19 protein-coding genes and 1 other RNA gene are annotated in these 25306 nt (G+C 42.6%); 10 read left to right on the forward strand and 10 right to left on the reverse strand.

Features of this window, described 5'->3' with window-relative positions:
• The first annotated feature begins 14 nt into the window (after positions 1-14).
• The 5 genes from ftsZ (at position 15) to ligA (ending at position 7804) form a co-directional block, all read left to right on the forward strand.
• Positions 15-1760 carry a cell division protein FtsZ gene (ftsZ, locus tag WCP75_RS01755; RefSeq protein ID WP_336276536.1) on the forward strand — a complete coding sequence of 582 codons (1746 nt, stop codon included), beginning with the start codon at positions 15-17 and terminating at the stop codon, positions 1758-1760.
• 177 nt (positions 1761-1937) lie between these two features.
• Positions 1938-2813: a UDP-3-O-acyl-N-acetylglucosamine deacetylase gene (lpxC, locus tag WCP75_RS01760; RefSeq protein WP_336276591.1), complete on the forward strand. Its 876-nt coding sequence runs from the start codon at positions 1938-1940 to the stop codon at positions 2811-2813.
• A 169-nt stretch (positions 2814-2982) separates the two neighbouring features.
• A complete protein-coding gene (locus WCP75_RS01765; protein ID WP_336276537.1) occupies positions 2983-3876 on the forward strand; it encodes an outer membrane protein assembly factor BamD in 894 nt (297 codons plus the stop codon).
• Positions 3877-3882: 6 nt separating this feature from the next.
• Positions 3883-5550 carry a DNA repair protein RecN gene (gene recN, locus WCP75_RS01770; RefSeq protein ID WP_336276538.1) on the forward strand — a complete coding sequence of 556 codons (1668 nt, stop codon included), beginning with the start codon at positions 3883-3885 and terminating at the stop codon, positions 5548-5550.
• Positions 5551-5644: 94 nt separating this feature from the next.
• Positions 5645-7804 carry an NAD-dependent DNA ligase LigA gene (ligA, locus tag WCP75_RS01775; protein ID WP_336276539.1) on the forward strand — a complete coding sequence of 720 codons (2160 nt, stop codon included), beginning with the start codon at positions 5645-5647 and terminating at the stop codon, positions 7802-7804.
• Positions 7805-8022: 218 nt separating this feature from the next.
• Here the strand turns inward: ligA and WCP75_RS01780 are convergent, their stop codons facing one another.
• The 10 genes from WCP75_RS01780 to WCP75_RS01825 form a co-directional block, all read right to left on the reverse strand.
• Complete coding sequence (locus WCP75_RS01780; RefSeq protein ID WP_336276540.1) at positions 8023-9846, reverse strand: aminopeptidase P family protein; 1824 nt, start codon at positions 9844-9846, stop codon at positions 8023-8025.
• Positions 9847-9862: 16 nt separating this feature from the next.
• Positions 9863-10732, reverse strand: a complete 870-nt coding sequence (locus WCP75_RS01785; RefSeq protein WP_336276541.1) for a 50S ribosomal protein L11 methyltransferase — start codon at positions 10730-10732, stop codon at positions 9863-9865.
• Positions 10733-10745: 13 nt separating this feature from the next.
• A complete protein-coding gene (locus WCP75_RS01790; protein WP_336276542.1) occupies positions 10746-11333 on the reverse strand; it encodes an SCO family protein in 588 nt (195 codons plus the stop codon).
• Positions 11334-11937: 604 nt separating this feature from the next.
• Positions 11938-14271, reverse strand: a complete 2334-nt coding sequence (locus WCP75_RS01795) for an ATP-dependent helicase (RefSeq protein ID WP_336276543.1) — start codon at positions 14269-14271, stop codon at positions 11938-11940.
• 136 nt (positions 14272-14407) lie between these two features.
• On the reverse strand, positions 14408-14659 hold the full coding sequence (locus WCP75_RS01800; RefSeq protein WP_336276544.1) for a ribbon-helix-helix domain-containing protein: 252 nt from the start codon (positions 14657-14659) through the stop codon (positions 14408-14410).
• Between the two features lie 9 nt (positions 14660-14668).
• Complete coding sequence (locus tag WCP75_RS01805) at positions 14669-14851, reverse strand: DUF4169 family protein (protein WP_336276545.1); 183 nt, start codon at positions 14849-14851, stop codon at positions 14669-14671.
• A 12-nt stretch (positions 14852-14863) separates the two neighbouring features.
• On the reverse strand, positions 14864-15427 hold the full coding sequence (locus WCP75_RS01810) for an SspB family protein (RefSeq protein ID WP_336276546.1): 564 nt from the start codon (positions 15425-15427) through the stop codon (positions 14864-14866).
• A gap of 175 nt (positions 15428-15602) precedes the next feature.
• Positions 15603-15959, reverse strand: a transfer-messenger RNA (tmRNA) gene (gene ssrA / locus WCP75_RS01815).
• Positions 15960-16451: 492 nt separating this feature from the next.
• Positions 16452-17759, reverse strand: coding sequence for an MFS family transporter (locus WCP75_RS01820; RefSeq protein ID WP_336276547.1), 1308 nt, complete (start codon positions 17757-17759; stop codon positions 16452-16454).
• Between the two features lie 658 nt (positions 17760-18417).
• Positions 18418-19707: an MFS family transporter gene (locus tag WCP75_RS01825; protein ID WP_336276548.1), complete on the reverse strand. Its 1290-nt coding sequence runs from the start codon at positions 19705-19707 to the stop codon at positions 18418-18420.
• A 230-nt stretch (positions 19708-19937) separates the two neighbouring features.
• Between WCP75_RS01825 and WCP75_RS01830 the strand changes: the two genes are divergently transcribed.
• From WCP75_RS01830 to WCP75_RS01850, 5 genes are all read left to right on the forward strand, one after another.
• The gene (locus WCP75_RS01830; protein ID WP_336276549.1) at positions 19938-20732 is read left to right on the forward strand and encodes a thymidylate synthase; all 795 of its coding nucleotides are present in this window, start codon (positions 19938-19940) and stop codon (positions 20730-20732) included.
• Positions 20729-21238 carry a dihydrofolate reductase gene (locus WCP75_RS01835; protein ID WP_336276550.1) on the forward strand — a complete coding sequence of 170 codons (510 nt, stop codon included), beginning with the start codon at positions 20729-20731 and terminating at the stop codon, positions 21236-21238. Before WCP75_RS01830 ends, WCP75_RS01835 begins: the two co-directional genes overlap by 4 nt.
• A 118-nt stretch (positions 21239-21356) precedes the next feature.
• On the forward strand, positions 21357-22502 hold the full coding sequence (hflK, locus tag WCP75_RS01840; RefSeq protein ID WP_336276592.1) for an FtsH protease activity modulator HflK: 1146 nt from the start codon (positions 21357-21359) through the stop codon (positions 22500-22502).
• A gap of 3 nt (positions 22503-22505) precedes the next feature.
• Positions 22506-23429 carry a protease modulator HflC gene (gene hflC / locus WCP75_RS01845; RefSeq protein WP_336276551.1) on the forward strand — a complete coding sequence of 308 codons (924 nt, stop codon included), beginning with the start codon at positions 22506-22508 and terminating at the stop codon, positions 23427-23429.
• A 166-nt stretch (positions 23430-23595) separates the two neighbouring features.
• Complete coding sequence (locus WCP75_RS01850; RefSeq protein ID WP_336276552.1) at positions 23596-25089, forward strand: Do family serine endopeptidase; 1494 nt, start codon at positions 23596-23598, stop codon at positions 25087-25089.
• Positions 25090-25306: the final 217 nt, after the last annotated feature.

Here is a 25306-nt window from a genome sequence, read left to right on the forward strand (position 1 = left end):
AAAAGGAAAAGGAAATGACGATTAATCTGCATCGGCCAGATATCGCGGAATTGAAGCCACGTATCACTGTTTTCGGTGTTGGCGGTGGTGGCGGGAATGCCGTGAACAATATGATTAATGCTGGTCTTCAAGGAGTTGATTTTGTTGTTGCTAATACGGATGCACAGGCTTTAGCGATGTCAAAAGCCGAGCGTGTGATCCAGCTTGGCGCAGCAGTGACAGAAGGTTTAGGCGCTGGTGCTTTACCAGAAGTTGGGCGAGCAGCTGCAGAAGAATGTATTGATGAGATTATCGATCATCTTGCAGATTCTCATATGGTTTTTATTACCGCAGGTATGGGAGGGGGTACCGGGACGGGAGCGGCGCCTGTTGTGGCTCTTGCGGCGCGCGAGAAAGGAATTTTGACCGTTGGTGTTGTGACGAAACCATTTCAGTTTGAAGGTGCTCGCCGTATGAAAACAGCAGAAGCTGGAATTGAGGAGTTGCAAAAATCTGTTGATACATTGATTGTAATTCCCAATCAGAATCTTTTTCGTATTGCAGATGAGAAGACGACGTTTTCTGATGCCTTTGCAATGGCCGACCAGGTGCTTTACTCTGGTGTTGCTTCCATTACAGATTTGATGATCAAAGAAGGGCTTATCAACCTTGATTTTGCCGATGTCCGCTCTGTCATGCACGAAATGGGTCGTGCAATGATGGGAACTGGTGAGGCATCTGGTGAGGGGCGTGCTTTAGCCGCTGCCGAGGCTGCTATCGCAAATCCGCTTTTAGATGATACTTCTATGCGTGGTGCTCGTGGTCTTTTGATTTCTATCACTGGCGGTCGCGATATGACTTTATTTGAAGTAGATGAGGCTGCTAATCGTATTCGCGAAGAGGTCGATGCTGATGCGAATGTTATTTTTGGTGCTATTGATGATGAGTCGCTGGAAGGTGTCATTCGTGTATCTGTTGTTGCGACCGGTATCGACCGTGAGTCTAACGAAGTGGTTCAACCCCCCCATCCCAAAATGCAGAGACCTGCAGCTCCAGTTCGCAGAGGCGATCCTGGAATGGCACAGGCTTCTCTTCATATTCACGCTTCCCCTCAATCGTGTTCTGAGTCGATGGAAGAGGTTATGGAAACGCTTGAAACAGAGACAGGCAGGTCGACAGAAGAAAAATTTCAGCCGAAAAGTCAGATTTTTGCGCAGCCTGCGGATACGGGCCCTGCACGAAATGTAAATGCTTCACCTTATGGATCAGGTGTTGTACAAGGGAAAATATCGAATGCGCAGCGTGCGCAAATTTATCGTGCTTCTCATCAGCCGATGGCTGCAGCAGTGAGTGTAGAAGCAACGGCGCATGCTCTAGATGAGATGAGAGGCACTGTGAGGAAAAGTGAAAGGCAAGTTCAGCCTCGTCCAGTACCAGTGCGTATGCCTGAGTTGAAGGATTTTCCTCCTGTTGCTAATAGTCAAAATGACAGATCATCTGTTACTGAGCATGGTCCTCGCAATCTTTGGCAACGTTTAAAGCAGAGCATAACATCTCGCGAAGAAGCTGAACCAGAAGCTCGGTTAGAGCCTGCTGTGAGATCTCAGCAAAAAGAGGCTCATGCTTACGGTAAAAATTCTCAGGCTTTTTCTCAGGATTCTTCTGTTTATGTTCCACGTCGCTCTGGGGAATTGCATCCGCATGCACTGCAGGAGCAGCGTACTATGAGTGAAGAGGATCAACTGGAAATACCGGCGTTCTTACGCCGCCAAGTCCACTAATCGAAAAAAGGAAGAAGAAAAAATTTTTTTACTTCTTCCATAGTGGTAAAAAGCTTTGTATTGTGCCCTAGTATTTTTTAGACCCGCTTATGAAAAAGTAAGGGGGTTTATTGTGGGTTGTCGTTTTTTACGAATTTTTAATATCAAAAAAAGTCGTGAAAAATTGGCGGGTTAGCGCTGTTAAAATTGATGCAAAAATATCAGGTAACTCTCAAAAAAGCCGTAACGTTTCGAGGGCATGGTGTCCATAGCGGGCGTTCGTCTACGATAAAAATTCTCCCGGCAGATGTTGGGTGTGGTATTGTTTTCAAACGTCGTGGGATGGATGGGGAAGAGCGAGTATTTCGAGCGCATGCATCACAAGTAGGGGCCGTTAAACTGTCAACAACTCTCGGGTTTGGGGATACGAGAATCGACACAATCGAACACCTTATGGCTGCAGTTTCCGCTTATGACTTGGATAATCTCGTCATTGAAGTATCGGGTAGTGAGATTCCTATTTTGGATGGCTCTTCATGGCAATATTGTAGAGGTTTTGAGGAAGTTGGCTTTGTGCAGCAAGGCGCGTTGCGTTCCTATTTTGTTATAAAAAAATCTTTGCGCGTTGAAATGAACAAGAGCAGCGCGGAATTTTTGCCGTTTGATGGTCGTCGATTTGATGTAGAGATTTCTTTTTCTTCTCCCGCTATAGGTAAGCAAGGTTTAATTTTCGACCTTACTTCACGGGGATTTCGGGATGAGTTATCACGTGCACGTACTTTTGGTTTCGTTAAAGATGCAGAACAATTACAAGCTTCTGAAAAAGGATTAGGCACCTCTTTGGATAATTCCATCGTTATTGGTCTTGACGATAAAGTTATGAACCCGAATGGTCTTTATTGGAAGAATGAATATGTCCGCCACAAAATGCTTGATTCAATTGGTGATACTGCTCTGCTTGGAGCGCCTTTCATTGGATTATTTCGTTCTCGTTGTGGCGGACATAAAATAAATTTACAACTGGTTAAAGCTGTGTTGGAAGATGAATCGTATTATGAAAAAATTCACTTATAGCTAAGATGAAAAATTTGAAAAAGCTTAATCAAACTTCATCTGGCTTTTAGGAAGGATGATTGATCTAACTCTATAAATGAGTTAGGGGGTTTTGAAGTGGTGTGGTATAAACTCTTTTACCAAATGATTTTTGCTGCAAGATAATGTTCTTTGGAGGCCGAAAAAGGTTATGATAAAATCTCACATACATATTGAGAATGTGGCGCATGAAAAATTTAGTGTTGTACGTAAAGTGTTGAGTGGGGTTCTTTTGGGGGGGGCTTTCTTATTGGCGGGTTGTTTACTTAAGAATAAGGACACCCTTCCTTCATCTGCGTACGTTTTAAAAATCGATCCACCAGATGTTTTGTACAGTCAAGCAATGGCTAATCTTAACAGTAAACGGTTTGATGAGGCAGCAAAAAAGTTTCTCGCAATTGAAAAACAGTACGCCTACACGGAGTGGGGTCGTAAGTCCTTAGTGATGGGCGCTTTCACAAATTATAGGCTTGCCAAGTATGATGATGCAGTTGGTATGGCTCAACGTTATATTACCCTTTATCCGGGAGCTAACGATGCGGATTATGCTTATTATATAATCGGTCTTTCTTCATTTCATCGGATCCCCGATGTTACGCGCGATCAACGAGATACCAAACGTGCTATTGCTGCTATGCAGCTTCTCATAGAGCGTTATCCAAATTCTAAGTATGTTAAGGATGCCAGAGCAAGAATACGTTTTGGGCGTGAACAGCTCGCTGCTAAGGAGATGCAGATTGGCCGCTACTACGAAGAGGGCCGACAGTACCTCGCTGCAAGCAGAAGATTTCGTACTGTAGTTGAAGAATATCCAGATACAAATCAAATTGAAGAGGCACTTTTCCGCTTGACAGAGGTTAACCTCTCCCTTGGTTTGACTATGGAAGCTCAGACCGCTGCGGCCATCTTGGGGCGTAATTATCCAAAAAGCCAGTGGTATAAATTGTCCTATAATTTACTACAAAAAAATAGTGTATTGCCGCAGGAGCATAAATCTTCTTGGATATCGCACGCTTTGAGTGGTGATAAAGATAGGATACGTTGAATTTATATGCTGGTACAGCTTTCGATTCACAATATTGTTTTGATCGAAACGCTCGATATTCATTTTACGGCGGGTTTGTCGGTTTTTACCGGGGAAACGGGCGCGGGAAAGTCTATTCTGCTTGATGCTTTGTCGCTAGCGCTTGGTGGGCGTGGGGATGCCTCGCTCGTGCGTCATGGTGCGACACAGGGGCAAGTGACAGCCGTTTTTGATGTACCCGCCGAGCATCCTGCACGAAAAATTGTCCGTGAAAGCGGATTCGATGATACTGGAGATATCATTTTGCGGCGTGTCCAATCAAGCGATGGTCGCAGTCGTGTATTTATTAATGACCATGTGGCCAGTGTTGCGTTGATGCGAAGCGTTGGGCGCATGTTGGTCGAGATTCATGGACAACACGATGATCGTGCGCTTGTTGATGTAGCTATACACCGTGAGTTACTAGATGCTTTTGGTGGACTTGAAGGCGAAACGGAAAATTTGCGTCGATGTTATCGAGTATGGCGTGAATTTGAAGAGCTGTTGCAACGACAGCGTATCAAGGTAGAAGATGCCGTACGTGAAGCTGATTATCTCCGTGCGTGTGTGGAAGAGCTTGATACACTTGGTTTTCAGGTTGGTGAAGAAGAGAAGTTATCTCTTCGTCGCGCGGACATGCTCAAATTTGAGAAAATAGCGACGGATATTAAGGAAGCTGATGATCTTTTAAGCAGTTCAAAATCGCCAATTCCTGTTCTTGCTAATTTAGTGAGACGTTTAGAACGAAAAAGTTCTGAGGCACAAACTATAATTGAACCTATCGTGAAATCTATTGATGATGCGTTGCACGCACTTGCAACAGCACAAGAGGGTATAGAAGCTGCGATACAGGAATTAGATTTCGATACTTATGAATTGGAGCGGGTAGAGGAGCGTCTTTTCACTCTTCGGGGGATTGCTCGTAAATATCACGTTCCTGCTGATGAATTGGCTGAGCTGCGTGATAAAATGGAGGCTAAGCTTGCTGACTTTGAAGAAGCTCAAACTACATTGATACATTTTGAAGAAGAAGTGCGGGAAGCTAAAAAAAACTATGATGTGTTGGCGCAATCGTTATCGATGAAGCGTCGAGAAGCAGCAAACCGTTTGTCTAAAAGTGTTATGGCTGAGCTGCCTGCATTGAAATTAGAAAAGGCAGAATTTATCGTTGAAATGCAAAGTGACGCTGAAAAGTGCACTTCAGAGGGTATAGATCGTGTTGAATATTGGGTGCGGACAAACCCTGGAACACGAGCTGGGCCGATGTTCAGTGTCGCTTCTGGTGGTGAGCTGTCTCGCTTTTTGTTGGCATTAAAGGTTGTTTTATCTGATCGTGCGTCAGCTCCTACATTGATTTTCGATGAAATTGATACGGGAGTTGGCGGAGCTGTAGCTGCTGCTATCGGACAAAGATTACAGTGTTTATCAAAAAATGTTCAGGTCTTTTCTGTAACGCATGCACCGCAGATAGCGTCCAAGGCACACAGCCATTTTCTTATTTCAAAAACTGAACGCGGTGTTAAAGGGCATTTTGCTACAGCCGTTTATAAAATGGAAGAGCATGAGCGTATAGAAGAAATTGCGCGCATGTTAGCAGGGGAGAATATTACTGAAGAAGCGCGCGCGGCAGCTCAAAAGCTGCTTGCTCAGGGATAATTGACAGGCAATTAATATTTAATGAAAACGCGTTTATTTTTGCTACGTTTATAATACAAAGTTGGTAGCTGTTGCTCATGACTGGGATAGATTTATGAAAAAGGATGCAATTAAAAAATTAACAGCTCTTGAAGCAGAACATGAGTTAGAATGGTTGGCAAAAGAGATTTCGCGTCATGACGTGCTTTATAATGATAAGAACTGCCCTGAAATTTCTGATGCGGAATACGACGCTCTTCGTCGCCGTAACACAGAGATTGAAGCTCTGTTTCCTGAGTTAATTCGTCCAGACTCTCCTTCGCATAAAATTGGGGCACCAGTTTCTGAAAAATTTGAAAAAGCTATTCATACACAAGCTATGCTCTCGCTTGATAATGCATTTAGTCCCGAAGATGTCAGTGACTTCATCGAGCGGATTCGTCGCTTTTTACGTCTTCCAGAAACTCAAGTTTTAGCAATGACGGCTGAGCCAAAGATCGACGGCTTATCTTTATCTTTGCGCTATGAAAAAGGAAAGCTCATACGTGCTGTAACCCGTGGTGATGGGCATGTCGGTGAAAATGTAACTGCGAATGCACGAAAAATTTTTGATATTCCACATACTTTGCAGGGCGAGTTTCCCGACGTCGTTGAAGTTCGGGGAGAAATTTACATGAATAAGGAGGATTTTCAGGCGCTCAACGTAAGTCAACGGGAGAATGGTAGACTAACTTTTTCTAATCCCAGAAATGCAGCGGCTGGTTCTTTACGTCAGCTTGATTCACGGGTAACTGCCAGTAGAAAGCTCAAATTTTTCGCCTATGCTTGTGGTGAAGTGAGTGAAGTATTTGCAGAAAGCCAAATGGGTATGATGGAAAAGTTTCAAAACTATGGCTTTGTCATTAATCCGTTAACAAAAGTTTTTAATACAGTAGAAGAGCTAATTTTGTACTATCATGATATCGAAACGCGTCGTCATTTTTTGAGCTACGATATTGACGGAATTGTCTATAAGGTTGACGATCTGAAGCTACAAATGCGCTTGGGGTCTGTATCCCGTTCACCTCGTTGGGCGATTGCGCACAAGTTTCCAGCAGAAAAAGCTACGACAATTTTAGAAGGAATTGATATTCAGGTTGGTCGAACCGGCGCATTAACGCCTGTCGCACGCCTTATGCCTATTACTGTTGGTGGTGTGGTAATCACTAATGCAAGTTTGCATAACGAGGATTATATCAAGGGAATCGGTCATAAAAATGAGAAAATTCGTGAAGGACGCGATATTCGTATCGGGGATACAGTCGTTGTGCAGCGTGCTGGAGATGTAATTCCTCAAATTGTTGATGTTGTTGCCGAAAATCGTCCGAAGAACGCTTCTGCTTTTGTCTTTCCCCACTTATGTCCAGTTTGTGGGAGTCGTACTGTTCGTGAAGACGGAGAGGCTGTGCGTCGGTGCACAGGTGGGCTTATTTGTTCAGCACAAGCGATTGAGCGCATTCGTCATTTTGTTTCGCGTGATGCTTTTGATATTGAGGGGCTCGGTAGAAAGCAGGTAGAATTCTTTTTTTACGCGCAAGATAAAACGTTGTGTATTCATACACCAGCCGATATTTTTACTTTGCAACGGCGTCAGGAAAGATCTCTGACGCGTTTGGAGAATATGGAAGGTTTCGGTACTGTTTCAGTTCGTAAGCTATATGATGCCATTAACGCTCGCCGAAAAATTCCTCTGAGCCGTTTCTTATTTGCATTGGGCATTCGCTACGTTGGAGAGGTCAATGCGCGGCGTCTTGCACATGCTTATCAAAATTACGCGGCATTTGAGGCTGTGGTAACAGCAGCCATTGCTCCACACGACGAAGTGGGGGAAGAGGGCAATGATGTCTGGAAGGAGTTAACCAATATCGAAGGAATTGGGCCGAGAGTAGGTAGAGCAATTGTTGATTTTTATCAAGAAACACATAATCGCGAAATTTTATCCACCTTGCTTGAGGAAGTATCGCCTCTCGACGAGGAATCCCCGGTAACATTTTATTCGCCAGTAGCAGGAAAAACAATCGTTTTTACGGGAACTTTAGAGTACATGTCACGCGATGAAGCAAAGGCATTGGCAGAGAGATTAGGAGCAAAGACATCAAATTCTGTTTCCAAGAAAACGGACTTTCTTGTTGTAGGATCAGAAGCAGGGTCAAAATTGGCTAAAGCAAAAGAATTAGATATTAAGGTCATGGACGAGGAGATGTGGCTGCAATTGATCAAGGGACAATATGCCTGAGATTTTCTTACGCAAGGATGGCGAAGAGCAGACCAGTAACGCCTAATTATTTACATTGATACTAGGCTAGAATACCATTATCCCCTTTATGTATAAGTTTCAAAAAAACATTGGCAAACTCCAACTCCAAGGAACTCTGTGTGTCACCAAATAATACGATCACACAGCCCATCATTGAAAAAGAAACGCTCCATAAAAAACATTGTTCGTTTATCTGCTTAAATTGGCATTGTCGCTTCTTTTATCCATTTTCTGTCTTCTTCATTTAAATAAGGTGCGTTGGTCCGATAAACATGGGTATGGTACTCATTGATCCATTCTCGTTCTTCCAATGTCAAAAGTTCTGGTAAAATTAGCCGTCGATCGATGGGGCAATTTGTAAGCGTTTCAAACGACAGCATTTCTACGTCTCCATCGTTAATTTTTTGTGCAGGTCTCACAATCATTAAATTTTCAATACGAATACCAAAAGCACCTTCACGGTAGTATCCAGGCTCGTTAGAAACAATCATTCCAGGGATCAGTTCTTGGCTCCCCCGGCGCGAAAGATTTTGTGGTCCTTCGTGAACAGAGAGGTACGATCCAACGCCATGACCAGTTCCATGGGCGTAATCAAAGCCGGCTTTCCACAATGCAATGCGCGCCAAAACATCAATATCTTGCCCACGTGTCCCTCTCGGAAATCGTGCAGTTGAAATAGCAATCATGCCCTTAAGAACAAGAGTAAAACAGTACTTTTCTCCTTCACCAATTTTGCCAATCGCTACCGTGCGTGTAACATCTGTAGTGCCATCACGATATTGTCCACCTGAATCGACAAGATAAAGCTCACCTGCATTTAGTTTCTTATTTGTTTCGGTCGTCACACGATAATGAATGATCGCACCGTTTGCACCTGCTCCTGAGATTGTATCAAAGGATAAATCCTCGAGTTTTTCTCCCATTTCGTTCCCTGTAATTACACGGAATTGCTCTAATTTTTTAGCAGAAGAAATCTCACTCACCGTACCCGGTGCCTGTCTATCTAGCCAAGAAAGAAAACGGGTTAATGCCACACCATCACGTAAATGCGCTTTGCGTGCACCATCCAGTTCCGTATCGTTTTTAATAGCACGCGGTAGGGCAGCAGGATCAGTGAGTGAAACGAAAGATTTTCCATATTTTGAAATAACAGTGCGCAATTTTTCACAAGTTAGTCGTGGGTCCAACGCAAAAACTGTTTCTTTTTGAAGATAATCTTGAATTTTTGAAATAAATTGCTCAGGTTGGTACAACTCTACATAATTTTCTAGATATTGCTTCTGCTTTACACCAAGTTTATTGCTATCAATGAATAAAGACGGCATTTCCTGGGTTGAAACAATAGCAAAACAAAGGGGCAAAGGTGTATTGGAAACATCGTTCCCACGTATGTTGAATGTCCACGCAATGGAAGAAGGATCCGTAAAAATAAAAGCGTTTGCATTAGCCTGTCGTATGTTTTTACGAATCAATTTTAGTTTCTCATCAGCATCACATCCCGCATATTTGAGGGGATGAATCGATAAATTAGACTGCGGTAATTGTGGCTGATCGTACCAAATAAGGTCGACGAGATTTTTTTGAACTGCAACGAGTCTTCCACCCGTTTCAGATTCTAATGTTTTTTTCAATAGTTCAGTAGCTGAAATTGTATGAAGCCAGGGATCGAAGCCAATGGATAAACTTTGCTTATTTTGCCTGAACCATTGCGACGGTGGGCAAGTTATCAGATCTTCATAATCAAAAAGGCATGGATCTGTTTGTTTACGAACTTGGAGTTTATAGCGCCCATCTGTGAATATTATAGCCTTATTTTTCAAAATGAGTGCGATTCCAGATGATCCGGTAAAGCCCGTTAACCAGCCAAGGCGTTGAGCATGTGGGGGAACATACTCTCCTTGATGTTCATCTGCACGTGGAACAAGAAAACCATCCAGCCCGAGACGAACGAGCTCTCTACGAAGTAAAGAAATACGTTCTGCAGTATTTGGATTTGTTGCCGTCTCGAAAGATTGATACATAAGGATCTCCCCTTTTTTATCTTAAATGTATAGTAACCCACCCTTGACGGCAGTATGTTTCAACATGCTCAAGCCCCTGCTTTTCATAAGCTTCTAAGACATGAGAGTGCTGTTCTTCAAGCACACCAGACAATATAATGGATCCACTTTTTTTAAGCGCTTGTACCATTTCTTGCGCAAGACCAATGAGAGGACGAGCAAGAATATTAGCAACGATGAGATCAAAAGGTGCGCGCGATGCAATATCGTTATGGTTGAAGCCAACAGCCGTAACGGCTGTGATATATTTTTTTACACCATTGAGTTCAATATTATGCTGTGCAACTTGAATGGCAACAGGGTCAATATCAGACGCAAGTACTTTGATGGGTTTGAGCATTGCTATGCCAATGGCAAGAACACCACTACCAGTACCAAGATCAAGGGCATTTTGTGGATTCTCATTGTTCATCACTTTAGCAATCATTTCCAAACAGCCAGCCGTCGTTCCATGATGTCCAGTACCAAAGGCTTGATTAGCTTCAATTTCAATGGGAAAAACACCGGGTGGAATCTGATCTCTGTTATGACTCCCATGCAAAAAGAACGGACCCGAACGCACAGGCGTCAACCCTTCTAGACTTCGTTGAACCCAATCAATGTCGGGTACAACTTCTATACTGATTTTACTAGGATCCACAGAAAGAATACTTGCAAACTGATTCAAAACATTCACGTGATGTTCCTTGTCCACATAAAGCGAAAGTTCGTAGATGGAATTTTTTTCGTCTATCTCTGTGAGTCCAAGAGGATATCCTTTTTCGTCAAAAGCTGTTTCCATGAAAGCATAAAACCTCTCCGCTTCGCTTTTGAAAGCGGCATAACATAAACGAACTTGCTGAGACATATCACACTTTCTTCTAATCCTGGTTAGAGACGAGTTTTCTCAATTGCTTAATAGCAATTTCGTCTTTTACATCATAATCAATATCCCCAGTTTCATAAGGAATGACACCAGACAGCTTCCCACCCTTTTTTAGCAGAAAAATCGCTGCTGTGTGGTTAAAAGTGTAGTTTCCGTTCATCCCAGGTACTTTCTCAGCGACGATATTAAAAGAGTCTACCATCGCATGGACCTTTTCAGGTTCTCCACTGATACCAGTAATTTTACTGGTAAAATTACTGAGATAATCATGGAGCACCTCTGGTGTATCACGTTCAGGATCAACAGTGACAAACCATACCCCTAATTTATCGGCTTTTTTACCAAGTTCTGTGAGCCAACGATCAAGATTGGCCAACGTAACGGGACAGCTTTCAGGACACATAGTAAATCCAAAGAAAATCGCCGAAGGTCTGCTACGAATGTCTGCTTGTGTTACGGTTCGCCCATCAGAATCTATAAGCACAAAATCACCGCCTAGAGGCTTATTTTTGAACGAATCGTAAACAAAAACTCCAACAAAGAAAACGACCGTTATTCCCAGTATATACATTACATTTTTCATAACTCGACTCTTAACAAAATAAAAAAATACGGCACCAATAAATCCACTCCGCATCCTCCCATAATCGGCTTCGTTCGTTTGACAGCTGCAGTTTCTCACATTATTCTCGAAAAAACAATCGACGTAAAGTTAATAAACATCCCAAAAATATCCGTTTTGTAAGGCAGAATCTTTGATCTCGAACGGCTCCCTACACTATGGGAGCGTTTATGTCGTATAAAGATAGAGGGAAAGCTAGATTTCGTTTTATGACATTTCGTTGCGCGTGCGTCAGTGCGCTTTAAAAAGGGCGGATCTTAATACACAGATACACCGTTACAGTGTGCGGCTGCTGTTGTGGGGGTGCGCGCCGTGTGCGGAGGTGTCGCGTGCACTCTCGTGAGGTGGATTCGGATACCGACGGCGCATTTCTTAGGTAACACAACGCACACACCACGATGCGGTTCTGTGAGGTTGCTGTTTCGGCGGAAACTACGATGCATAATCCAATACGAAGCACCACATCCTCGTGGAGAAAAATAATTTCCAAAATGGCCCCTTATCCCTTATTTATTTAGATTCTTATCCAGGAAATATCTCGGGAAGAAACCTCATTATATGTCCATTAGGTTTTGCTTACAAAATTATCCAATACACGCTTCTCGCCAGCCTTATCAAACATAATGGTTAGTTTATTGCCGTCCACTGCCGAGACACGTCCGTAACCGAATTTTATGTGGAAAATTCGATCATTAATCGCAAAATTTGGTTGTGCATCAGATATTGATTGATCAATTTCCTCTTTGACATCTTTCTGTGGAGTATGCCTCCATTTTTGTGTCGGGTACTTGTAAGGGGAATTCTTATGCCTAGAGCCTGATTTTCCATAACCCCCATAGGATATTTCTCTTTCCATGAATTCTACGTGTTCTTCCGGCAATTCATCAAGGAAACGAGAAGGGATTGCGGTCTGCCAAAGTCCATGAACTCTTCGATTAGATACGAACCATATATGCAGATACTTTTTTGCCCTCGTTAATCCCACATAAGCCAGCCGCCGCTCCTCTTCCAATCCCGAGCGTCCGCCGTCATCTAGTGAGCGCTGGTGAGGAAAGAGTCCTTCTTCCCAGCCAGGAAGGAAAACTGTTTCAAATTCAAGCCCCTTCGCGGAGTGAAGTGTCATAATATTAACCGCATCCACATTTTCATTATTTTCAGAGTCGATCACCAGTGCAACGTGCTCCAAAAAGCCGTGGAGGCTTTCGAATTGCTCCATGGAACGGACCATTTCTTTTAAGTTTTCTAGTCGTGTCGGTGCTTCTGGTGAGCGATCCTCTAGCCACATAGCTGTATATCCTGACTCATCGAGTATGATTTCGGTGAGTTCTCTATGAGGTGTATACCGCAGCATATTTTGCCAACGATGAAAATCTTCAACAACCTTTCGTAAAGCACTGCGTACTTTTGGTTTTAGTTCATCCGTTTCAATTATTTCGGCGGCTGCGGTGAATAAAGGAACGGCTCGTGTACGTGCGCTCTCGTAAAGATAGCGTAAGGTTGCGTCTCCCAATCCGCGTTTTGGTGTATTTATTATACGTTCAAAAGCCAAATCATCTGCTGGTTGAGTGACAACGCGCAGGTAAGCCATAGCATCACGAATTTCCATTCGTTCATAGAAGCGCGGACCACCAACAACTCGGTAATTAAGGCCGATCGTAACAAAGCGATCTTCAAATTCACGCATTTGGAATGATGCGCGCACCAGTATAGCCACACTATTTAATGGATGACCAGCTCGTTGTGCTCGTTCAATTTCCTCTCCAATTGCACGCGCTTCTTCTCCTGAATCCCACGCAGAATGAATTTTTACTTTTTCTTCTTCGGCATTTATTTTGTCGGAAAAAAGTGCCTTCCCAAATCTGCCTTGATTATGGGAAATCAAATGAGAAGCTGTTTTGAGAATATGCGGCGTCGAGCGATAATTACGTTCTAAACGAATGATTTTCGCGGAAGGAAAATCTTTTTCAAAGCGCAATATATTGTCAACTTTGGCGCCACGCCACCCATAAATAGATTGATCATCATCGCCAACACAACAAAGGTTGACATGTTCCCCCTTGGGTCGCTGTGCTAGAAGGCGAAGCCAAAGATATTGTGCTGTATTCGTATCTTGATATTCATCTACAAGAATATAATTAAATTTCGCGTGATATTCACGAAGAATGTCCGGATTATGCTGGAAGATAGAAATAGGATGAAGCAGAAGATCGCCAAAATCACAGGCATTGAGAACCTGCAGCCGATTTTGATAATTACGATAAAGCTTTCGTCCCATGCTATTTCCAAAGGAGTGAGCATCGCTCTCTGAAATACGCTCTGGCAGGAGGCCCTGATTTTTCCAAGAACTGATCATCATTGCAAAATTACGCGCTGGCCAGCGTTTATCGTCTAGTCCTTCAGCTTGAATCAGCTGTTTCACAAGGCGAACGACATCGTCACTATCAAGAATTGTGAAGTTATTCTTTAAATTAATGACTTCTGCGTGTCGGCGCAAAATTTTTGCACCGGTGGAATGGAATGTTCCAAGCCAGGGCATGCCTTCAACGATTTCACCAATGAGCTCACCAATACGTGTTTTCATTTCATTTGCTGCTTTGTTGGTGAAAGTGACAGCGAGTATCTGTTTAGGGGAGGCTAACTTATGGCGCAAAATATGAGAAATGCGGGTGGTCAAAACGCGTGTTTTCCCGGTTCCTGCACCGGCAAGAACTAAAAGAGGTCCCTCTGTATTCAGTACGGCTTGCCTTTGTTCAGGATTGAGTTTTTCTAAATAATCAGGGCCACGTTGCAATTTTTTTCTTTCTGCCACAGCGTGATGAATCACCCCAGAGCTACCCTCATCATCCTGAGAAGAGGATCCACCTTCGAAAAATGACATAGGATCGGGAAAATTATTCATCACACTCCGCTGTGTAATACTTTTTTTATCTGAGCGCTAGGTCTAAAAGAGCCTTTTCTTAAGAAAATTGAGGAGTATCTTTCCATTATTGAAGAAAAGGTAAAAATTGCAAAAAAATGAAAATAAATGCAAAATATCAAAGACGCTGCCTAAGGACGCTCTGGAGCGCATAAATGCGCAACGAGGCTGAAAGGTTTATCTGCGGTGGTCTTTTGCTGTCGATATCACTGATGACAAAAGCTAAAGTCTGTCCTTTTCCATCTGCTATGGCTTTGAGAATGTCTATAAATGGCTGTTCTAAAGACACACTGGTTGAGTGTCCATCAATGCGAACGGACACCTTTTTTGGAATCGCCTCGGACCAGTTAATAAGATCATTCGTGTGCATTTTCTACTCTCATTCATCATCACGCAAACGATTCCGGTCCAAAAAATTCTCAGTTTTAAGGGATTCTCTTCGGCAAAATAGCTTCTCAGCTTTTGTTCTTCCGAAACGATGACGGTTCTCTTCCGCGCGAATTTCCCCTTCTATACGCTTCTTTTGTTTTCTGAAGCGACGAAGATTAATCAGTTCGGTCATAAGAAAACTCGCTTACTTTTTTCGAAAAGAATCTAAGGAAACCACGTCAGCGCTTTGTTTAGAATCAGCGTTCTGTTTAGAATCACCGTCTGAAAGTTCTTTATTTACTTCAAAGCTTTGTTCTTTTACCGAAGCACTTTTCGGCTTTTGTTTGCTTGACGGAACAGCGGGAGTACTCGCGGAAGTCCTTGAATCCTCATCTGCTCTGGAAGCTGGGCTCGAAGGCAAATCAAATGCTGCTTCGAATGCGGCCACAGGATCATAAAATACCTGAATAGCGGCAAAAGGAATAACTAATTTTTCACTGATTTCTTTAAAAGAGAGGGTCACTTCAAAAGCAGTTTCCAATACACTCAGGTCTCTAAATTGGTGCTGCAGCACAATTGTCATCTGCTCAGGATAGCGATTTTTCAATCGACTAGAAATTCTCACTCCCGGCGCATTTGTCAAAAAGGTGATGAAAAAATGATGGTGGCCCGGAAGACCTGCTTTGGCGACTTCCAATAAAACTTTTCGTATAACCCCACGCAGTGCGTCCTGGACGAGAACATCGTAACGGATTTGATCTTGAACCATAGAAGTTTATCCCTTTTGTTTCACAAAACTACCGAGCACGAACAATAACTGCGCAACGAAATATTTCTCCGGGTTAGCAACATTTTACCCACTATGCACCCAATTAATCGACTAATCGACGAAAACGAAAAAAACGACAAACAATGTCTGAAAGACCAATCAATGACGTCGAAAAAGTGAAGGCTTCTGTTGCCAGGTGCCTCCGGACCCCGCTTAAATCTGCGACGATTTAAGGCTCAATTCGAAACATCCACACCGCATTAAGCAGCGAGGCGTGCTTCCGCATAGTTGTCATTTGCAACTACTAATTTAGTCCGATAACGGTGGTACCATGCCGAGTAAAAAAGCAATCTTTACGCCCTTGTCGATCCTATTTCGCCCCCGCAAAAACGCAATTTTTATGCATTACACTTTGGTGGAGGCGCCGGGTACCGCCCCCGGGTCCAACGAGTTTATTCCATTGTTCATTTATTACCATAGCCAGCAAGCCAGCACCTTAAATATAGATGAAGAGTGACCTTTGGAAAAGAGGGGAGTGTTAATATTTTAACTTTCCTGGTTAATTATCGACTGTATGATGCGGCTGAAACAGCAATTACCAATTTTTTAAGAGATTTTTTTAAGAGATTATAGAGTGTAGATAGCGGGGCGATAGACAATTTCGCGGACGTTAAATCATATGGCCCGGGGCCTATTAAGCCGCAATGACGATTCAGTCTCCATGCTGGCTTTTAATGCGAGAGATCGGAATATATCGAAACTTTCTGCATCGTACTTAAAAAATTTTGAGCTGTTGAAAAATAATTTCAAACACTCTAGATGCTGACGAGTAAAAGGTCAAATATTTCAAGGGTTGAAAAACATGATACCTAAAAACCAAGAAAAAGCTACGTAGTTTTCCTTATGGCACATAAATAGTCACCACAGCCCATAAATTACATGTGATACTCGCATTGTATTTTATGTAAAGATTACAAAAATACAAAATTTATAAGCTGTGATGATAAGATATTAACGTTAAATTTCAGTACATGTCGTCATCCGTAAGATACCCTTCTGTTTTGACGTTTGGTGCAAAAAGAAGTGCAGCAAATGCAACCAGCATCATACCGGTTATATAGTAGTAGAAGATGGGTTCATATCCAATATCTTTCAGTTTCAGTGCGACATACTCCGCAGAACCGCCAAGCAGTGCATTGCCGATGGCATGAGACATTCCAACGCCTATCGCTCTTACCGAAGAAGGAAACATTGCTGACTTTACGATTCCAGAGATAGATGTATAAAAACTCATAATGAAGAACAACCCAACAATCACCAACAGAGCAATCCACGCGCTGTCAGTGCTTCTGATGATCTTCATTCCAGGTAGTGTAAAAATAGCGGCTAATACACTCCAAATAAGAATTACAGTTTTTACTCCAATTTTGTCAGCCAGGGCACCACATACGGGCTGCATTAGCATGAAAATGAAGAGAGCAGCAGTCATTATCGTTGTAGCGGTGTGTTTATCAAATCCAGCCGTAGTAACCAGATATTTCTGCATATAAGTCGTGTATGTGTAAAATGCTAGTGATCCTCCAGCTGAAAACACAACTATCAGAAAGAAAGACTTTGTATGATTGCATAAAAGTTCTTTTATACTCCCTGAACGTTGTTTTGTGCGCTCTTCTTTAGTGGTTGTTTCATGAAGAGAACGGCGGAGATAAACTGCGACAATTGCTGCTAATCCACCAATCGCGAAAGGAATGCGCCATCCCCATGCCCTTAATTGATCTTCTGTCAGATACAGTGCTAGGATGAATATAACGAGACTAGCGAGAAGCTGACCGCCGATGAGCGTAGCAGATTGAAAAGAGGCAATAAAACCACGGCGGTTTTTAAGAGCGATTTCACTCATGTAAGTTGCGGCCGTACCATATTCTCCACCTGCTGAGAGCCCTTGGAGCATACGAAGTAGAAGGAGCAAAACTGCCGCGGCTGTTCCGATAGTTTCGTAAGTGGGAAGTATAGCAACTAAGAATGAACCGCTGCACATCATGGCAACGGAGATGAGCATCGAGCGTTTTCGTCCATAACGATCAGCAATAAACCCAAAGAGCCAACCACCGATTGGACGCATAAGAAAGCCGATAAAAAAGACAGCGGAGGCTTTCAAAAGCTCAACGACAACATCGCCGTCCGATGGAAAAAACTGTGATGAAAAATAAATAGATGCAAAAGCATAGACGTAGAAATCATACCATTCTACCAAATTCCCCGATGCGCTCGATACAACGGACAAAATACGCTTCTCCACGTCATGCGACACCGACACTGCTTGATTTTTCACAAGAATACCCCCCTTTGTGCACTTTTTCTTTACCGTTAGTTAAGTTCTTCATTTTATCTCAGAACTCTTATTATTATATTCTTTAGCGGTTGTTTACAGTATTTTATCTTTTGCGTCAAAACTTAATGACCATAATTCTTTATTCAGGCTATTTTAGCGAGAGAACTCGAGCTGTGTTTTTACGACTCTTGTTGTTTTTTCTGTACAATTGGTGAAACTGAATATCAAAAATACTTTTATATTTTACTAAGACGTTGATATTTTTAATAAAATATATTTGCGGCGCAATTATATCAGACTTATTTTATTAACAGGTTTGTTGCTCTTATCTGACGATAAATAACTTATTTTTTTCCTGATTGTTTTTTGTATTTTAGTTGATGTTCAGGGACGACATAAAGTTTCATATTATAAAAAAGGAAGGGCATTATTGATTAATGATGGGGAAAGAAGTGGAAGCCTTGAGTCTTATATAAGATTAGCGGTAATGCTCTCAGTTAGTTTTAGTTTGCGTCGCTACATTGACCAACTACTTTCCCTTTAATGACAATTACCTGTCAAAGAATCCTCCCCACCAATTTTTACAAACGATACGGTAAAAGCTTAATATCCTGGACGTTTTTATCTAAAATATGGGAAATTGGTGCATATTACCTCCTCAAAGATATCCTCTTTTCCGAGAATCTGGCATCAGGAAGATAGAGATAAACGCGATGATCATCATGCTGACTATGTAATAATAAAAAACGGATTCACGTCCAATGTCTTTTAATCCAAGCGCGATGTATTCAGCAGAACCGCCAAATAGTGCGTTGGCAATTGCGTAAGATAATCCAACACCTATTGCTCTTATTGAAGAAGGAAACATTTCTGCTTTTATAATACCAGAGATGGATGTGTAAAAACTCATAATGCAGAGCATTCCAATGATAATTGACAGAGCAACCCACGTGTTGTCAGTGCTGCCAATTACTCTGAGTCCCGGTATTGTGCAGATCATAGATAAGGCGCTCCAGATAAGTAATGACGATTTGGTCCCAATTTTATCAGCTAAAGAACCAAATACGGGTTGCAGCAACATAAAGACGAAAAGAGCGGCAGTCATTATCGTTGTGGCAGTATGCTTGTCGAATCCGGTCGTTGTTATCAAATATTTTTGCATATAAGTCGTGTATGTATAAAATGTGAGGGATCCCCCAGCCGTAAAACCGATGACAAGAAAAAAAGCTTTTTTATGATTGCGTAAGAGCTCCCTAATGCTTCCAGCTTGTTTTTTTGCACGCTCTTCTTCGGTGGTTGTTTCGTGAAGAGAACTGCGGAGATAAACTGCAACAATTGCTGCTAATCCACCAATCGCGAAAGGAATACGCCATCCCCAGGCCTTTAATTGGTCTTCTGTAAGATATAGTGCTAAAACAAACATAACGAGGCTAGCGAGAAGCTGACCACCGATGAGTGTAGCATATTGAAAAGAGCTAAAGAAACCTCGGTGATTTTTGAGAGCAATTTCGCTCATATAGGTTGCTGTTGTGCCATATTCACCACCAACTGAGAGTCCCTGGAGCATACGGAGTAAAAGGAGCAAAATTGCCGCAGCTGTTCCGATAGTTTCGTAAGTGGGAAGTATAGCAATCAAGAACGAACCGCTGCACATCATGGCAACGGAGATGAGCATCGAGCGTTTTCGTCCATAACGATCAGCAATAAACCCAAAGAGCCAACCACCGATTGGACGCATAAGAAAGCCGATAAAAAAGACAGCGGAGGCTTTCAAAAGCTCAACGACAACATCGCCGTCCGATGGAAAAAACTGTGACGAAAAATAAATAGATGTAAAAGCATAGACATAGAAATCATACCATTCTACCAGATTCCCCGATGCGCTCGATACGATAGACAAAATACGCTTTTTCGTATCATAGGGCTCCAACACCGCTTCATTTTTCATAAGGCCACCCCCCCTAACCGTTTACGGATTCTTATTTTCTCGGGCATCCTATATTAATTTATCCTTTGCGTCAAAAGTTTATTGAGGGGGATAATTTCTTGTACAAAAGACTTAGTAAGCGAGAAAGAGGGTTTAATTATCAAGAAAGAAGGTTTAATTAGGCTCTGGAATAATTTATATTTATAAGGTCCTGTACTCTAATAATCGGATGAATTGGTTGTGATATTTACATGAAAGCTTACCTAAATCTCTTATCGCATGTTTTAAATCAGGGGATTAATCGTGTGGATCGGACGGGTGTGGGAACACGATCGATTTTTGGACATCAAATGCGGTTTGATTTGCGAGTTGGGTTTCCTTTATTGACAACAAAGAGATTGCATTTGCGCTCGATCATTTATGAACTTTTATGGTTTCTTCGGGGTGATACGAATATTGCATGGTTGAAAGAAAACGGCGTATCAATTTGGGATGAGTGGGCGGACGAAGAGGGAAATCTCGGCCCTGTTTATGGTTATCAATGGCGTTCTTGGCCGACTCTTGATGGGCATTACATTGACCAGATTAGTAATCTCTTAGCCGCGATTAAAAGAACGCCAAGCTCCCGCCGTTTGATTGTATCTGCATGGAATCCTGCGCTGATAGAAGAAATGGCTTTACCGCCTTGTCATTGTCTTTTTCAGTTTTACGTTGCTGATGGTGAGTTATCTTGCCAACTTTATCAGCGTTCAGCAGATATTTTTTTGGGTCTTCCATTCAATATTGCTTCCTATGCGTTGCTAACAATGATGGTTGCACAAGTAAGTGGCCTCGTAGCAGGTGATTTTATTCATACTATTGGTGATGCCCATCTTTATTTCAACCATTTTGAACAGGCTAAGTGCCAATTGTTGCGTAAGCCAAACTCTTTACCGTTGATGCATATAAATCCAGCAGTGAGGGACCTTTTTTCTTTTAAATTTGAGGATTTTGAGTTGCTTAATTATGACGCTCAGCCACATATAAAAGCGCCGGTGGCAGTATGAATTTTCCGATTTATTTAATTGCTGCCGTTGCACAAAATGGCGTCATCGGTCGTGGGGGGGCGATGCCTTGGCGCTTGTCGACGGATTTGCAACGCTTTAAGGCTTTGACTTTCGGTAACCCCATAATCATGGGTCGAAAGACATGGGATTCTATTGGATGCCCTCTGCCGGGGCGAACGAATCTCGTGGTTACCCGCAATCGCCAATTCATTGCTGAGGGCGCTGTTGTTTCTCATTCTTTGTCTCAAGCTCTTTTTACTGCAAAAAAAGTAGCTTCTCAAAGCGGTGCTGATGCGATTTTTATTATCGGTGGGGGTGAGATTTTTCAGCAAGGATTGGACATTGCTGATAAGATATTTATCACAGAGGTTTTAGATTTCATTGAAGGGGATAGCTTTTTTCCAGTTTTTGACAAGGGGAAGTGGACTATAGTGCAGACACAGTATATTCCAAACGGAGATAAAGACAGCCATTCGACGCGCTTTGTTGTTTATGAGCGGAGATAGTCGTTTGTGATACAAGTGGAAAGAGCCGGCAAATCGTATTGTAATCAGATGAAAGGCATCCTATAAGGTTAGACGAGTGGTTGTGTGCAATTAGTGTTACTAAGTTAAAGAGGTGATGATGCCCTGGACAAATCAAAATGGTGGTGGGCCATGGAGTGGCGATAAAAGCAAGCTTGGTGGTGATAAAAAAACCCCAACTAAGAATCTCTTTGGTTCGGGTGGCGCTAATGGTGGGGATAAGAATCCCAATCTCGATGATATTTTACGTAAAGGACAAAATCAGCTTAAACAGTTTGGTGATGGTGGGCTTTTTGTTCTATTATTTTTGCTTGCTGTATTTTTTTGGTTGTACCAATCTATTTATATTGTTCAGCAAAATGAGCAGGCGGTGGAATTGCGTTTCGGAGTTCCTAAAGAAAAAGTTATCGGTGATGGTTTGCATTTTCACTTTTGGCCAATTGAGACTTATACGAAAGTACCTTTAACGGAAAAAACAATAGCGATCGGTAGTCAACCTGGTCAGGCGCAACAAAGCGAAGGTTTGATGCTTTCCAGCGATCAAAATATCGTCAATGTCAATTTTTCCGTTTATTATAGAATATCACATCCTAGTCAGTTTCTATTCAACGTGAATGATCAGGAAGGGACGGTTCGCCAGGTCGCTGAGAGTGCGATGCGTGAAGTCATTGGTTCTCGGCCAGTCGATGATGTTCTACGCGATAAAAAGGAAGAAGTTGCTGAGGACGTCAGAAAAATTATTCAGGTGACCGTAGATAAATATCAGCTCGGTGTTGAAATAGGTCGTGTGTCAATTAGCGAAGCTGCTCCCCCTACAAAGGTTGCTGCTGCATTTAATTCTGTTCAACAGGCAGAGCAAGAACGTGGGAGAATGATTGAGGAAGGGAACCGTGTACGTTTTACGAAGATCGGTTTGGCTAATGGTGAGGCTTCGCGTACGCGGGAAATTGCAAAAGGTGAGAGGGCTAGAATGGTTGAAGAAGCAACAGGGCGGGCCGAGCGTTTCCGAGCTATCGCTCGCGAAGCTGAAATTGCACCGGATGCGGTTCGTTATCGTCTCTATATGGAGATGATGGGACGTATCCTTTCTTCTCCGGGGAAATTAGTTTTAGATCAATCTCATTCTCCTGCGGTTCCTTATTTGCCGTTAAATGAGCTGCTGCGCAGTAACCAGCCAGAAAGAGTAAAGACAACATCAGCCTATTCCACCGCGTTACCCGATCTTGGAATTTCTAGAGGACACTAAATTATGCAGCAATCTCGTTTTTTGTTTATCTGTGGTGCCGTGGCGTTTGTTTTTGTGTCTTTATGGATGTCAATTTTTGTTGTCTATCCCCGTCAGCAAATAGCAATTAAGCGCTTCGGACAAATTGTAAAAGTAGAACCTGATCCTGGTATTTATTTCAAAATTCCTTTTTTGGATAAGGTGGTCATTATAGATAACCGATTGTTGCGCTACGATGTACCTACGCAATCTGTACAGGTTCGCGGTGGTGCTTATTATGAAGTGGACGCATTCTTTATCTACCGTATCACGGATCCAAAATTGTTTTTGCAGCGCATTGCATCAGGGCGACCGCAAGTCGCCGCGCGCGAAAATCTTGCACCGCGTTTTATTGATGCTCTTCGTGCTGTTTATGGTAGGCGAGAATTTAAAGCGGCTTTATCGGATGAACGGGGCGCTATGATGGCTGAGGTGCAGAGACAGTTTTCTGTAGATGCGGGTTCTTTGGGTATAACTATCGTTGATGTGCGTATTCGTAAAACCGATTTGACCGATGCTGTTTCGGAAGATGTTTACCGACAAATGGCAGCTGAGCGTGAGGCGGCAGCAGAAAATATTCGTGCTCGTGGTCAGCAAGAGCGAGATCGTATCGTGGCAGAAGCTAATCGTGAATATGAAGAAATTGTAGCAGCTGCTAAGCGTGATGCAGAAATTACTCGTGGTGAAGGGCAAGCTGAAAGTATTCGTATCTTATTGAATGTGCGGGGAATTAATCCGCCCTTTTACGATTTTTGGCTAGCGATGGAACAGTACAGGAACTTGGAGAGAACTCCGATGGTGATTTCGCCTGACGAGGCTTTCTTTTTTTATTTTCGTAACTTGTCACAGGCAAATAAAGCATCTTCTTCGAAAGTAAACGCTAGTCAGATGTCCGAAAAGAATAGATAAGGCGATTGATTGTTACAGCTGAGCTTTTCATGAGAGGTTTGCTTGGTGTTTTCTTTCTTTTACGGTCAGTATGATATAGTATTGCTGCGGGTTGCACTGATTTTGCATGAATGAATGCATTGGTGCTACGTGCAGCACTTGTTGAAGGTATGTTGTGGGTAAAAATATGTCTCTAAAGCACTTTGCCACAAAAATTATTGTTGTCTACGTTATTTTATTTTTATCAGGATTGATAAGTTTCCCTGGTTTTGCTTCTCCGCAAAGTACATCACTTTCTGTTCCTGATTTGGCTGCTGAGCTTTTAAAGACGGTTGTAAATATTTCTACAGTACAGACTGTTGAAGGGACTGAGCAGGATGAAAATACTTCTGTGCCTGTTATCCCGGAGGATTCTTTACTGCAGGAGTATTTCAGTGATTTTTTTACGTCTAAGGGTGGCCAGAACGGCAGCCAGTTCCAAAAGGTACGTTCTCTGGGCTCCGGTTTCGTGATTGATGCAGAAAAAGGGCTCATTGTCACCAATTACCACGTCATTGTTGAGGCTGACGATATCGAGGTTAATTTCACGGATGGTACGAAGCTAAAAGCAGAATTACTTGGAAAAGATAGCAAAACTGATTTAGCGTTGCTTCAAGTGAAAGCGGGGGAGAAAAAATTAGCAGCTGTGCGTTTTGGCGATTCGGAAAAGGTGCGTATCGGTGATTGGGTTATGGCTATCGGTAATCCTTATGGTTTTGGCGGGAGTGTGACAGTTGGCATCATTTCTGCACGCAATCGTGATCTCAACGCTGGTCCTTACGACAATTTTATTCAAACGGATGCGGCAATTAATAGGGGAAATTCAGGGGGGCCATTGTTTGATAGAAAGGGTGAGGTAATTGGGATTAATACGGCGATTATTTCGCCTTCTGGAGGGTCGATCGGTATTGGTTTTGCCATACCATCTGATATGGCACTTTCCGTAATTAATCAGTTGCGCGATTTTGGAGAAATAAGACGTGGTTGGTTGGCTGTTCGTATTCAACCAGTGACGGAGGATATTGCAAAGATTTTGAAATTAGATAGCGCGGCTGGGGCATTAATCGCGGGAAAAATGGAACACGCAGAAGTAGATAATAGCCAGCTGCATGTAGGAGATGTAATTATCCGCTTTGGAAATGCCGATATTAAGAACGCGCGTGATTTGCCACGTTTAGTGGCAGAGAGCCCCGCAGGAAAGGTGGTAGATGTTACGGTTCTCCGTGATGGAAGAACAAAAACAGTAGAGGTTAAGCTCGGCCGTTTAGTCGAGACAGATGCAGATGAAAACGCAGAAGAAGAATCTGATGATGCAAAGGGCGGAGCTGTATCAGAAAATATGACGATGCAGTTTATGGGCATGACGTTATCTGAACTGACAGCTGATTTACGCGAAAACTATTCAATCACTGATAAGCTTAGTGGGCTGGTTGTGACATCTGTTACACAAAATAGTGTAGCTGATAAAAGGAGTATTCGCATCGGTGAAGTGATTGTTGATATTAATCAAAGTGCGGTCACAACGATTGATGAAGCAAAAAAACGGCTTCACAAATTACGCGAAGCCGGACGTAAAAGTGCTTCTCTCGTTATCGCTCGTCCGAACGGGGAGCTAAGATTCGTGACGATCCAAATGGATTAATATTATCAGTTTTGGGAATAGTTTATTCGCACAGATACGGCTACGTATGATGATCAGCTGACTGCGGTTCGTGTGCCTTTTCCTTTTTTATTAATGGAAGAAGAGGTTTGCAAAGAAGGACAAAGTATCTTCGCAGGGTTCTCGCGTTTTTTGAACATTTTTTGATAAACAAGATATACGACTCTCGAATGCTGTTTTTTGTGATTAAAATAATTTA

The organism is Bartonella numerosa, from assembly GCF_037070845.1.
Lineage (GTDB): Bacteria > Pseudomonadota > Alphaproteobacteria > Rhizobiales > Rhizobiaceae > Bartonella.